General features: G+C 64.6%; 11 protein-coding genes. 9 read left to right on the forward strand and 2 right to left on the reverse strand.

Annotated features, from left to right (window positions below; all coding sequences use genetic code 11):
- On the forward strand, window positions 1-604 hold a 604-nt coding region (locus tag Q7J26_RS05840), incomplete at its 5' end, for an SGNH/GDSL hydrolase family protein (protein ID WP_304935560.1).
- A gap of 720 nt (window positions 605-1324) precedes the next feature.
- Here the strand turns inward: Q7J26_RS05840 and Q7J26_RS05845 are convergent.
- Window positions 1325-2440, reverse strand: a complete 1116-nt coding sequence (locus tag Q7J26_RS05845; protein ID WP_304935561.1) for an ATP-binding protein — start codon at window positions 2438-2440, stop codon at window positions 1325-1327.
- A gap of 263 nt (window positions 2441-2703) precedes the next feature.
- Window positions 2704-3420, reverse strand: a complete 717-nt coding sequence (locus Q7J26_RS05850) for a response regulator transcription factor (protein WP_304935562.1) — start codon at window positions 3418-3420, stop codon at window positions 2704-2706.
- Between the two features lie 206 nt (window positions 3421-3626).
- On the opposite strand from Q7J26_RS05850, the gene Q7J26_RS05855 reads away from it, so the two are divergent.
- The 8 genes from Q7J26_RS05855 to Q7J26_RS05890 all read left to right on the forward strand — a co-directional run.
- The gene (locus Q7J26_RS05855) at window positions 3627-4784 is read left to right on the forward strand and encodes an efflux RND transporter periplasmic adaptor subunit (protein ID WP_304935563.1); all 1158 of its coding nucleotides are present in this window, start codon (window positions 3627-3629) and stop codon (window positions 4782-4784) included.
- A gap of 4 nt (window positions 4785-4788) precedes the next feature.
- Complete coding sequence (locus Q7J26_RS05860; RefSeq protein WP_304935564.1) at window positions 4789-7935, forward strand: efflux RND transporter permease subunit; 3147 nt, start codon at window positions 4789-4791, stop codon at window positions 7933-7935.
- Window positions 7936-7937: 2 nt separating this feature from the next.
- A complete protein-coding gene (locus Q7J26_RS05865) occupies window positions 7938-9353 on the forward strand; it encodes an efflux transporter outer membrane subunit (protein WP_304935565.1) in 1416 nt (471 codons plus the stop codon).
- Window positions 9354-9508: 155 nt separating this feature from the next.
- Entirely contained in the window at window positions 9509-9844 is a 336-nt protein-coding gene (locus Q7J26_RS05870) for a helix-turn-helix transcriptional regulator (protein ID WP_304935566.1), read from the forward strand.
- Between the two features lie 7 nt (window positions 9845-9851).
- Window positions 9852-10274: an arsenate reductase (glutaredoxin) gene (arsC, locus tag Q7J26_RS05875; RefSeq protein WP_304935567.1), complete on the forward strand. Its 423-nt coding sequence runs from the start codon at window positions 9852-9854 to the stop codon at window positions 10272-10274.
- On the forward strand, window positions 10274-11368 hold the full coding sequence (arsB, locus tag Q7J26_RS05880; protein ID WP_304935568.1) for an ACR3 family arsenite efflux transporter: 1095 nt from the start codon (window positions 10274-10276) through the stop codon (window positions 11366-11368). Before arsC ends, arsB begins: the two co-directional genes overlap by 1 nt.
- On the forward strand, window positions 11368-11787 hold the full coding sequence (locus Q7J26_RS05885) for a GNAT family N-acetyltransferase (RefSeq protein ID WP_304935569.1): 420 nt from the start codon (window positions 11368-11370) through the stop codon (window positions 11785-11787). The genes arsB and Q7J26_RS05885 overlap by 1 nt, the downstream gene beginning before the upstream one ends.
- On the forward strand, window positions 11784-12106 hold a 323-nt coding region (locus Q7J26_RS05890; RefSeq protein ID WP_304935570.1), incomplete at its 3' end, for an NAD(P)H-dependent oxidoreductase. The genes Q7J26_RS05885 and Q7J26_RS05890, both read left to right, overlap by 4 nt.

A 12106-nucleotide genomic window follows, 5' to 3' on the forward strand; every position in this document is an offset into this window, starting at 1 on the left:
GCTGACTTGGCTTTGGTTGGACGGTCGGCGGGGAGCGGCGCAGGACACTGCTTACGTCGCCCTTGGAAGCTCGTTCGCGGCGGGTCCAGGCGTCGGTGAACGCGATCCCGACAGCCCTCTACTCTGCTTGCGGTCGGCGACGGACTATCCGCATCTGCTTGCGCGCCGCCGTGATCTCGTCTTGTCCGATGTAACCTGCAGCGGGGCGACAGTGTCCCATATTCTTCGCGGCGGGCAGTTCCTCCAGCCGGCTCAGATTGATGCGATCGGACCGAAGACCCGGCTGGTGACCATCACCATCGGCGGAAATGACGTCGCCTTTATCGCCAATCTCTACGCCTGGTCCTGCCAGAATCGCCCCGAGGGTTTGACGCCATTCTGGCGGCTGGCGGTGTGCAGAGAGAAGCCATGGGACCAGGTCGATGCCGCCCTTGCGACCTTACCGGAGGCTATGGATGCCATGATGAAAATTATTCGCCGGCAGGCGCCGCAGGCCCGGATTGTCCTGGTGGATTATGTTTCTGTCCTGCCGGCGGCCGGCCGATGTCCCCACCGATTGCCGTTATCGGAAGTCCAGTTGGAGCGGGGCCGTACAGGCGTCTAAACTTTCAAAAGATCAGGTCCGAACCCAGGCCGACGCTCCTTCCCCGAAGGGCCGTTGTCAGTTACGAGGGCAGGTCACCATCCGCATTCAGGGAGAGTCTGATCATGTCGTCCTTCGTTCCGTGTGGTGTCCAGACAAGGACACGAATATCGTTGCTGGCCCTAGTCACGTCGAGCGGGAGGCGCGCAGCCTCAAGTGAGCGACCGTAGCGCGCATTTGCGCCCGGAATCGCAATGGGGACGACTGGAACGACTGGCCGCGCGAGAACGAAAAGAAAAAAGAACGGGAACATCCGTGTGCAAATTTCGCCCACGCGGTCTCGCAACTTATTGAATTAGTTCAGTAAGTTATCCAGTCCATCATGGGGGCGATGGCCAGCATATGTGATTGACTGTTAGTCATTTTTTTCGGGTTAAGGCAACGTTGGTTGGTGGCGTGTGCGCTGGACTGTACGCTGTGTTGCGACGCTTTTCCGGGTTTTCGACTTCTCTGTGCACACAGAGCGCGAACGAAATGGCGACCTATCCGAAGCTCCCGTCCGGAACATGGCGCGCTCAGGTCAGGAGGAGGGGGCGCTCTATAAGCGAAACCTTCCTTGAATGCGAGGATGATGCCAAGCGTCAGACATTGAGGCTGAAGGTTTCACCCAACCAAGCTTTCATGGCGAAGTTCGACCCATACGAAGCGCCGCGAACATGGAAACTTTGGATGCCGACCTCGTCAGCGCCGCGGAAGGGAAACCTCTGCGACCAAGCCGCCGGTCGGGTGGTTCAAGAGGCGAACCGAAGCGCCGGATCCCTCAAGGAGCGCGCGGGCGATCGTCAGGCCTATGCCCGTGCCGCGGTAGGCGGAGGTCGTCGCCGCCCCGCCTCGAATGAAGGGTTCGAAGAGGCGATTGATGTCGGGATCCGATAGGCCGGGGCCGTGATCGCGCACGCGGATCAGGATCTGATCCTTCTCGATCTGGCAACTGATCTCGACGCGCTCGCCATATTTCACGCCGTTGTCGATCAGGTTGTTCAGCGCCCTCGCCAGGCCGGTCGGTCGGACTTTTACGCTCGATCCGCAGCCTGCGGTGAACCTGACGTCGGCGCCGAATTCAGCCGCGTCCTCCGCCAGGCTTTCGACGAGGGAATCGATGTCCACGACGGACCAGGGCTCGGTGGTCTCCTGGCTGCGGGCGAGTTCGAGGCCCTGCCGGACGAGAACCTGTGTCGCGTTGACGTCGGCCACCAGGCGATCTCGGAGAGTCTCATCCTCGACATTCTCCAGCCGCAGCCGAAGACGGGTGAGGGGCGTCTGAAGGTCGTGACTTATGGCGGCGAGCAGTTGGGTTCGATCTCGCAGCCCCGCACGCACCCGCGCCTGCATGATGTTGAAGGTCGAAAGCGCCGCCTTGACCTCGGTCGGACCGTGCGCGTCGGCGGCTGGGGCGTCCAGCGAAGCGGCGAACGCGGTTGCGGCGTCTGATAGCCGACGTAGGGGCAGGGTGATGAAACGGGTGACGAGGATCGACAGAAGGGCGCTGGAGGCGAGAAGGACGAACAGGTAGATGGGGTTGCTGCTTGATCCGACGGGCATGATGACCGGCGGCTGGAACATGGCGAAGGCCCGCCGCACGTCTCCCTGGGGGACGACGCTGACCACCCAGCAGTCGAGGACCAGTTCAAATCCATTTCCTATGTTCGTGGTCGTCACCCGGCCGTCGGCGTCCGGCGGAAGACAGGCGCTCCGCGCGGCCGGCCCCGCCATAGGCTTGCTGTCCTTGCCCATGGCCTCGATGAGCTGGGCCTCCAGGGCTGGATTTCGGCGGAAGGGCGGGGGGGACGCGTGCATACGCGCGCCGAGCATCTGCCGCATCACATCTGCTTTTTCGGCCTCCGTAGATGCGGCGCTGATCTTCTGCTCTATTTCCACGCTGCGGGCGACAAGCTGGTTTATTCGAAGGGCTTCGAAGTCCCGCAGGCGCGACATTTCCGTCAAGGTCAGCGAAAGCACCGCCGCCCCGGTGATGCCGATCGTCAGCAGGACGAATGTGCGTCCTCCGAGAGAGTTCAACCTGGCCCAGGCCGCCTCCCAGAGACTTCGTCCCGCCAGCTTCACGAGAAGGTCACGTCTGCAGCAAGCACATAGCCCTCGTTGCGGACAGTGAGGATAAGACCTTCCCCCAGCGGCGAGAGTTTGGACCGCAGGCGACTGACCTGAAGATCGATCGACCGATCATTCGGGGCGAGGTTGCGCCGATACGGGAGAAGATCCTCGCGCGCCAACACGGCGTTGGGATTGCGCACGAGACGCTCCAGCAACCTGTATTCTGCCGATGACAGGATGATCAGCCGTTCGTCGGAGGCGATCAAACGTCGCTGTACGAGATCAAGCGTCCAGGATCCGAACTGAGCGTAGCGCTTGTTGCGGTTCGGATCGGCGCCTTCGCCCCGTCTGCGCAGCAAATTGCGAATGCGCGCGAGCAGCTCACGCGGTTCGAAGGGCTTGGTCAGATAGTCGTCGGCCCCCAGTTCCAGGCCAAGGACCCGGTCGATAGAGGCGTCTCTGGCGGTCACCATGATCACGGCCTCAGTGCGGTCCCCGGCGCGCATTTCCCGACACAGATCGATGCCGTCGCCATCAGGCAGATTGAGGTCTAGGATGACCACATCGAAAGCCTCGGTCTTCATCTTCTGACGCACCTCTGCGAGGGAGGCGGCGTGCGAAACCTCGAAACCCGCCTGGGCGACCTGCTGGACGATCAGGCCGCGAATATCTTCGTCGTCATCGACGACGAGAACGCGTGCAGGAGGGTGGGCGAGTGTCGGCATGGGCCAAGACTAGCGTGAGCAGGCCCGGCTGTCTGCGCTGCCTGCGCAGCGGACACAGGACGATACGTTTCGACACAAATCAGTACGTCCCGACATTAAACGACGAGCAGGGACATCCAATCGCACACCAACGACATTCGCTGAAGTGCGAGGAGAACAGAACCCACAGCGCCCCTGATGCAGGGGCGTTTCCATTGGAGAGCTTCATGGTCCGTACGTCTCGGCCCGCATTCACGAACGTCGGTTCCCGCGTTGCTTTCGCCGGTCAGCTGGCGGCAGTCCTGCTGCTTTCGGCTTGCGCAGACAAGGCGCAGCCGTCCCCGCCGGCGCCCGAAGTCGGTTTCGTCACCCTGACCACCCAGGCCGTGCCGATCACCACGGAACTGACGGGGCGGCTGACCTCCCTGGCCGTGTCGGAAGTGCGACCCCAGGTGAACGGCATTATCCGTCGTCGCCTGTTTGAAGAGGGGGCCTATGTCCGGGCCGGACAGGCCCTCTACGAGATTGATTCCCGCGTCTATGAGGCCAGCCGCAACGAGGCCTCGGCGCAGCTGCAGAATGCTCAGGCGCAGCTGACGACGGCCCAGGCCAAAGCCTCGCGTTATGAAGGTTTGACCGAAATGGACGCCGTCAGCGGCCAAGACGCGGACGACGTGACCGCCGCCGCACGGCAAGCCCGCGCTTCGGTCGCCCAAGCCCAGGCGGCCCTACGGTCCGCCGAGCTCAATCTGGGCTTTACGCGCATCACCGCCCCTATCAGCGGCCGGATCGGTCGCTCTTTGCTTACGCAGGGTGCGCTGGTGAGCGCCAACCAGGCCGATCCGCTGGCGACCATTCAGGCGATGGACCCCATCTTCATCGACATCACGGAATCCAGCACCCGCATCCTGGAAATCCGCAAGGCTCTGGCGAACGGCGGGCTGAGCGCTGCCAGCGCCTCTGTGACCCTGATCCTCGATGACGGCACGGAATATGGACAGGCGGGCACGATCACCTTCACTGACGCCGTCGTCGATGAGGCGACGGGCGCCGTCACCATTCGCGCCCGTATCCCCAATCCGGACAGCCTGCTGTTGCCGGGAATGTTCGTGCGGGTACGGATCGAGGAAGGGGTGGTGCCCAACGGCGTTCTGGCGCCCCAGCAGGGCATTTCTCGCAGCACCGGCGGCCAGGCGACCGCCATGGTCCTGACCGCCTCCAACACGGTTGAGCAACGCAAGGTCGTCACCTACCGCGCCATCGACGACCAGTGGCTGATCACGAGCGGCCTGAAGGCAGGAGATCGGCTGATCGTGGAGGGGACGTCCAAGGCCAGCGTCGGTCAGACCGTTCGGCCGGTCGCCGTCACGCTGAAAAAGAGCTGACCCCATGATCAGTCGTTTCTTTATCGCCAGGCCCATCTTCGCCTGGGTGATCGCCATCGTCATCATGCTGGCGGGGATCGCTTCGATTATGTCCCTGCCGGTCGCGCAGTATCCGGATGTGGCGCCGCCCAGCGTCAGTATAAGCACCACCTATCCCGGCGCCTCCGCCGAGACGCTGGAGAGCAGCGTCACCCAGGTGTTGGAGCAACAACTGACCGGCCTGGACGGCATGGTCTATTTCTCGTCGAGCAGCAGCGCCAACGGCTCCGTGTCGATCTCGGTCACATTCGCCAAGGGCACGGATCCCGACACCGCCCAGGTTCAGGTCCAGAACAAGGTCCAGCAGGCGCTCAGCCGCCTGCCGTCGCAAGTTCAGCAGCAGGGGGTCCAGGTTACGAAGCGGAACTCCGACTTCCTGCTGATCGTCTCGATCTATGACGCCAAGGACCAGACAAGCGCCTCCGACATCGCCGACTATCTCGTCGCCAATTTCCAGGATCCGCTGGCCCGCGTCAGCGGCGTCGGTTCCAGCTCGGTGTTCGGTTCGCAATATGCGATGCGGATCTGGCTGGACCCGTTCAAACTGCGTCGGGTGGGCTTGATGCCGTCGGACATCACGGCCGCGATCGAAGCCCAGAACACGGAGGTGTCGGCCGGCCAGATCGGCGCCGCGCCCTCGTCCACGACCCAGCAGCTCACCGCGACGGTGACGGCCAAATCCAGGCTGCAGACGACCGATCAGTTCAACAACATAATCATAAAAAGCCAGACGAACGGCACGATCGTGCGGCTGTCCGAAGTGGCTCGCGTAGAAATGGGCAGCGAATCCTACGGCACCGACGCCCGCTATAATCGCCACCCCAGCGCCGGCATCGCCGTCCAGCTCGCCCCAGGCGCCGATGCGCTCGATACGGCCGAACTGGTCAAGGCGGAGGTGGCGCGCCTGTCGACCGACCTGCCCGACGGCTATGCGATCGGCTACCCGAGCGACTCGACCGCCTTCATCAAGCTGTCGATTGAGGAGGTGGTGAAGACGCTGCTCGAAGCCGTGGTGCTGGTGGTCATCGTCATGTTCATCTTCCTGCAGAGCTGGCGCGCCACCCTGATCCCGGCCATCGCCGTGCCGGTGGTGCTGCTCGGCACTTTCGGCGTGCTGTACGCCTTCGGCTATTCCATCAACACCCTGACGCTGTTCGGCATGGTGCTGTCGATCGGTCTGCTGGTCGATGACGCCATCGTGGTGGTCGAGAATGTCGAGCGGTTGATGGCGGAGGAGGGGCTGTCTCCCAAGGACGCCACGATCAAGTCCATGGATCAGATCAGCGGCGCCCTGATCGCCATCGGTCTGGTCATTTCGGCCGTCCTGCTGCCGATGGCCTTCTTCGGCGGTTCCACCGGCGTCATCTATCAGCAGTTCTCGGTGACCGTGATCACCGCCATGCTTCTGTCGGTGTTTGTCGCCCTGGTTCTGTCGCCCGCCCTCTGCGTCATGCTCCTGAGACCGAACCATTCCGATCCGCTGCAACGCAAAGGCATCGGCGGAAAGTTCAATCGCTGGTTCGATGGCGTCACGCACGGTTACATCGGCGGCACGAAGAAGATGGTCGCCCGCAAATTCCTGTTCGTCGGCGTCTTTGGAGGAATCGCTGTCGTCATGGCGGTTCTGTTCGTGCGCCTGCCGACGAGCTTCCTGCCGGTCGAGGACCAGGGCAGGGCCATCATTCAGTGGACCTTGCCTGCGGGCGCCACGACCAACCGCACCGCCGTGGTCGGTCAGGAGATCGAAGACTATTTCCTCGAAAAGGAAGCCGAGTACACCGAGGCCATTTTCGCCATCAACGGCTACAGCTCAGGCGGCTCGGGTCAGAACGCCGGCATGGGATTCGCCAGTCTCAAGGACTTCGATGAGCGCAAGGGCGACGAGGCTTCGGCTGACAGCATCACCGGCCGCGCGACAGCCGCGCTCTCGGCGGTGCGCGACGCCCAGATCTTCGCCCTGACGCCGCCGGCGATCTCCGGCCTGGGCATGAGCAACGGCTTCACCTTCCATCTGCTGAACACGGGCGGTCTTTCACGCGAAGAGTTCAAGGCGCGCGAACAGGCTCTCCTGGCCGCCGCCGGGAAGGATCCCGCTTTGGCGGCGGTGCGGCCGTCCAGCCTGCCGGACAATCCGCAACTCAAGGTCGATCTCGACGAGGCCAAGATCGCGGCCCTCGGTCTGAACGAGACCGACGTGACCAATACATTGAGCACGGCGTGGGGCGGATCCTATGTGAACGACTTCGTCGACCGTGGAAGGGTCAAGCGCGTCTATGTCCAGGCGGACGCGCCGTATCGCGCTCTGCCGACCGACCTCGATAACTGGGGCGTCCGCGGCCCTGACGGACAAATGACCCCCTTCTCTTCCTTCGCCACCAGCCGTTGGGACACCGGCCCGTCGAGCCTTTCCCGCTTCAACGGACAGAGCTCGGTCGAGCTTCAGGGCCAGGCGGCTGCGGGCGCCAGCTCGGGTGAGGCCATGGCGCGCATGGCCGAGTTGCAGGCCGAACTGGAGCCGGGCACGAGTTTCGCCTGGAGCGGCCTGTCCTATGAGGAACAACTGTCCAGCGGCCAGGCGCCCATCCTCTACGCCATCTCGATCCTGGCCGTCTTCCTCTGCCTCGCCGCCCTCTACGAGAGCTGGACCGTCCCCTTTGCGGTCCTGTTGGCTGTGCCTCTGGGCATTGTCGGCGCCGTGTTGGCGGTGACCCTGCGCGGGCTGGACAACAACATCTATTTCCAGGTCGGTCTGCTGACGACCATCGGGCTGACAGCCAAGAACGCCATCCTGATCGTGGAGTTCGCCGAGGCCTATTATCGAGAGGGCAGGGACGCCCTGACCGCAGCTGTGGATGCGGCGAAGATCCGTTTTCGTCCCATCCTGATGACCTCCATCGCCTTCATGGCGGGCTGCGTGCCCTTGGCGATCGCCACCGGCGCCGGCGCAGCCAGCCGGGTCGCCCTGGGCACAGCCGTCATCGGCGGCATGCTGACCGCGACCGTTCTGGCGATCTTCTTCGTGCCCCTGTTCTTCGTCCTGATCACCAAGGGCGTCGAACGGTTCTCGAAGTCTCCGCGACCCGTCCACGACGCTACGGCCGAAAGAGCCTGATCATGAAAAGATTGCTGCTAATCGCGGTCTCGGCGTCGGCGCTCGCGTCTTGTAATCTCGCGCCCGTCTACAATCGGCCCGATCCCTCCATCGCTTCCGCCTTTCCAACGGGCCCGGCCTATGCGCCGACCTCTGACGTCGCCTTGCGCGCCTCGTGGCGAAGCCTGTTGTCCGACGCTCGTCTGCAGACCCTGGTCGAGCGGGCTGTGGCCGAGAATCGCAGCTTCCGCCAATCTCTGGCTCAGGTCGAAAGCGCTCGGGCCCTTTATCGGGGCCAACGGGCGGCGCAACTCCCGACGCTCAGCGCGGGTCTGGACTCGACCTTCAGCGGCGGCGCAGGCTCGTCGAGCCAAGACGGTGAAAGCCATCAGGCCAGCCTGAACATCTCCAGTTTCGAGATCGATCTGTTTGGGCGCTTGAAGAACGAGACGGCCTCGGCCTTCGAAACCTATCTGGCGACGGAAGCCGGCGCCCGGTCCGCCCACGTCGCCCTGGTGGCCGAGACCGCCAGCGCCTGGCTGACGCTCGCAGCCGACCAGGATCTGTTGCAACTGGCTCAGGACACGGAGGCGAGCGCGCAACGATCCCTGGAGCTTACCCAGACCCTGAACGGCCGCGGGCTGGTCAGTCGTCTGGATGTCGCTTCCGCAGAACAGGTCGTCCAGCAGGCGAGGGCGGATGTCGCAGACTATACGCGCCAGGTGGCTCAGGACCGCAACGCCCTGGTTCTCCTGGTCGGAGGGCCGGTCGAGGACAGTCTGCTTCCGCCTACGCTGGTCGCGCTTGACCCCGTCATCGGCGTGCCGGTCGCGGGCCTGTCGTCGACCGTGCTGCTGGATCGTCCTGATGTGATCCAGGCTGAGCACCAGCTTCGCGCCGCGAACGCCGACATCGGCGCAGCGCGAGCCGCGCTGTTTCCCAGTCTCAGTCTGACCGCCTTGGCCGGGGTCATCAGCCCGTCCCTCTCGGACCTGTTTTCCGATGGACAGGATACGTGGTCCGTCTCGCCCAGCCTCTCGGCGCCGATCTTCACGCCCGGCGCTGGCGCCAACGTCGCCTATTCCCGAGCGCAACAGGACGCCGCTGTGGCCGCCTACCAACTGGCGATCCAGACGGCCTTCCGGGAGGTCGCCGACGGTCTGGCGCGCGAAGGGACCATCGGCGCGCAGAGGACTGCCATGGTCGCACAGGCCGACGCCGCAGCCGAAACCCTTCGTCTCAGCGAAGTGCGCTACCGCGCCGGCATCGACGACTACCTCTCCACTCTAACCGCTCAACGCTCGCTGTATTCCGCGCGTCAGTCGCAATCCGCCATCTTGCTGGAAGACTTGCTGAACCGGATCACCCTCTATCAGGCGCTCGGCGGCGCGCCGGAAGATTGGGCTCGGGATGAAGCGGCCTTATCGGCTCGGTCCTGACAGCGTCCTGGCGCATCCAGTTCCGCCGCTTGGTTCTGGGCCGGAACTGATGCAGAGGCCGTACGGGCCGGGCGAACGGCCTGGGCGCGCTCCGCAGCGCGCGAGAGGCTTCAGATCCAGCTTGTCGTCTCTTATAATTCTATTATATTGGAATTATGGAACTGGAACCCGCCATCCTCGCCTTGGCCGCGCTCGCCCAGACCACGCGTCTGGAGACGTTTCGGCTATTGGTGCGGCATGAGCCGGAGGGGCTGGCCGCCGGCGAGATCGCCAATCGGCTGGCGATCCCGGCCAACACCATGTCGGCCCATCTGGGCGTGCTGTCGCGGGCCGGGCTGGTCAGCGCCGAGCGGCGCAGCCGGTCCATCATCTATCGCGCCGATCTGAACCGATTGCGCGACCTGACCGTCTTCCTGCTGGAGGACTGCTGCCAGGGGCGCGCCGATCTTTGCGAGCCTTCGCTCGCCGAACTCGCCCCCTGCCGCGACTGAGGACCCCATGGACGTCATCATCTATCACAATCCCGCCTGCGGGACGTCGCGCAACACCCTGGCGCTGATCCGGCATGTCGGGATCGAGCCGCATGTGATCGAATATCTGAAGACGCCGCCCAGCCGCGCCCTGATCCAGGACCTGGCCGCGCGGACGGGCGCGGCGCTGCGCGATCTTCTGCGCGAGAAGGGCACGCCCTTCGCCGACCTAGGGCTGGGCGATCCGGCCGTCAGCGACGACCAATTGCTGGACGCCATCGAGGCCCATCCGGTGCTGCTGAACCGCCCGATCGTGGTGACGCCGCGCGGCGTGCGCCTGTGCCGGCCGTCCGAGGCGGTCCTGGACCTGCTGCCCGAGGAGGGGCTCAAACCCTTCGTCAAGGAAGACGGCGAAGTGGTGATCGACGCCGAGGGACGGCGGGTTCGCTGATGGTCGATACGCCCGTCGCCCCAACCTATGCGGCCGCGCCACGGCGGCTGTCCTTCCTCGACCGCTGGCTGACCCTGTGGATCTTCGTCGCCATGGGTCTGGGGGTAGGGCTGGGCGCCCTTGTTCCCGGCCTGCCGGCCTGGCTGGACGGGCTGTCGGTCGGCACGACCAATATCCCCATCGCCATCGGCCTGATCCTGATGATGTACCCGCCCCTGGCCAAGGTGCGCTACGAGGCCCTGCCGCAGGTCTTTGCGGACAAGCGGGTGCTGCTGCTGTCCCTGTTCCAGAACTGGGTCCTGGGGCCGGTGCTGATGTTCGCCCTGGCGGTGATCTTCCTGCGGGACCAACCGGAATATATGACGGGCGTCATCCTGATCGGCCTGGCCCGCTGTATCGCCATGGTCCTGGTCTGGAACCAGCTGGCGCGCGGCGATAACCAGTATGTGGCCGGGCTGGTCGCCTTCAACTCCATCTTCCAGATCCTGTTCTTCAGCCTGTACGCCTGGTTCTTCCTGTCGGTCCTGCCGCCGCTGTTCGGGCTGGAGGGCAGTGTGGTCGCGATCAGTTTCTGGACCATAGCGGGGGCGGTGCTGATCTATCTGGGCGTGCCGTTCCTGGCCGGCTTCCTGACCCGCCGTGTCCTGATCCGGCGCAAGGGCGAGGCCTGGTACGAGACCCGATTCCTGCCGCGTATCGGGCCGATGACCCTGGTCGCCCTGCTGTTCACCATCGTCGCCATGTTCAGCCTGAAGGGCGGCGAGGTGGTGGCCCTGCCGCTGGATGCGCTGCGCATCGCCGTGCCGCTGACGATCTATTTCCTGGTCATGTTCGTGGTCAGCTTCCTGATGGGCAAGCTGATCGAGGCGGATTATCCGCGCACCACGGCCCTGGCCTTCACCGCCGCCTCGAACAATTTCGAACTGGCCATCGCCGTGGCCATCGCGGCCTTCGGCCTGACCTCGCCGGTCGCCTTCGCCGCCGTGATCGGCCCCCTGGTCGAGGTGCCCGTGCTGATCCTGCTGGTGTCGGTCGCCCTGTGGATGGGCCGACGCTGGTTCGCCGACACAGCCCCGCCGGCGGACGCCGTCTGATGGTCGCTCTGCATCTGGTGGAGGCGACGGATCGCGGCCTGAACGCGGCCCTGACGGAGGCCGGTCTGCCCGCGCCGGGCGCCGGCCGCTATTTCAGCGCGACGGAATACGGCGATCTGGTCGGCTATGTCGGGCTGGAAGGCGAGGGGAGACATCTGCTGCTGCGGTCGCTGGTCGTTCTACCCGATGTGCGGGCGCGGGGTGCGGGCGCGCGCATCCTGACCGCCGTCGAAGCCGTGGCCGGGGATCTGGGCGCGGAGACCCTGCATTTGCTGACGACCACGGCCGAGGCCTTCTTCGTCCGGCGAGGTTTTGTGCGGGGCCTGCGGGAAGCCGCTCCCGACGCCATTCTCCGAACGCGGGAGTTCGCAGCGCTCTGCCCGGCCTCCGCCGCCTATATGACCAAGGCCATTCCATGAGTTTCGACCGTCTGCGGCTCCTGCCGGACCCCGACCATCTGCCCGCCCTGGACCCGGCCTATCTGGCGCGCAATCCGGCGGCGGGGCTGGGGCCGAACGAGCCGCCGCCGCGGATCCTGCTGCTCTACGGATCGCTCCGGGACCGGTCCTATTCGCGCCTTTGCGTCGAGGAGGCGGCGCGGCTGCTGCAGTGGATGGGGTGCGAAACCCGCATCTTCGACCCGCGTGATCTGCCGCTGACGGACCAGCATGTCGCCGACGACCATCCGGCGGTTCATGAACTACGCGAACACGCCCTTTGGAGCGAGGGCATGGTCTG

The sequence above is a fragment of the Brevundimonas sp. genome, assembly GCF_030656255.1.
GTDB lineage: Bacteria > Pseudomonadota > Alphaproteobacteria > Caulobacterales > Caulobacteraceae > Brevundimonas.

What these genes read in the sequence shown, in the direction of transcription:
- Q7J26_RS05870 (WP_304935566.1), top strand. Translation starts at nt 9,509, where the DNA reads ATGGAACTGGAACCCGCCATCCTCGCCTTGGCCGCGCTCGCCCAGACC.
- arsC (WP_304935567.1), top strand. Translation starts at nt 9,852, where the DNA reads ATGGACGTCATCATCTATCACAATCCCGCCTGCGGGACGTCGCGCAAC.
- Q7J26_RS05860 (WP_304935564.1), top strand. Translation starts at nt 4,789, where the DNA reads ATGATCAGTCGTTTCTTTATCGCCAGGCCCATCTTCGCCTGGGTGATC.
- Q7J26_RS05845 (WP_304935561.1), bottom strand. Translation starts at nt 2,440, where the DNA reads ATGCACGCGTCCCCCCCGCCCTTCCGCCGAAATCCAGCCCTGGAGGCC.
- Q7J26_RS05865 (WP_304935565.1), top strand. Translation starts at nt 7,938, where the DNA reads ATGAAAAGATTGCTGCTAATCGCGGTCTCGGCGTCGGCGCTCGCGTCT.
- Q7J26_RS05850 (WP_304935562.1), bottom strand. Translation starts at nt 3,420, where the DNA reads ATGCCGACACTCGCCCACCCTCCTGCACGCGTTCTCGTCGTCGATGAC.
- arsB (WP_304935568.1), top strand. Translation starts at nt 10,274, where the DNA reads ATGGTCGATACGCCCGTCGCCCCAACCTATGCGGCCGCGCCACGGCGG.
- Q7J26_RS05855 (WP_304935563.1), top strand. Translation starts at nt 3,627, where the DNA reads ATGGTCCGTACGTCTCGGCCCGCATTCACGAACGTCGGTTCCCGCGTT.
- Q7J26_RS05885 (WP_304935569.1), top strand. Translation starts at nt 11,368, where the DNA reads ATGGTCGCTCTGCATCTGGTGGAGGCGACGGATCGCGGCCTGAACGCG.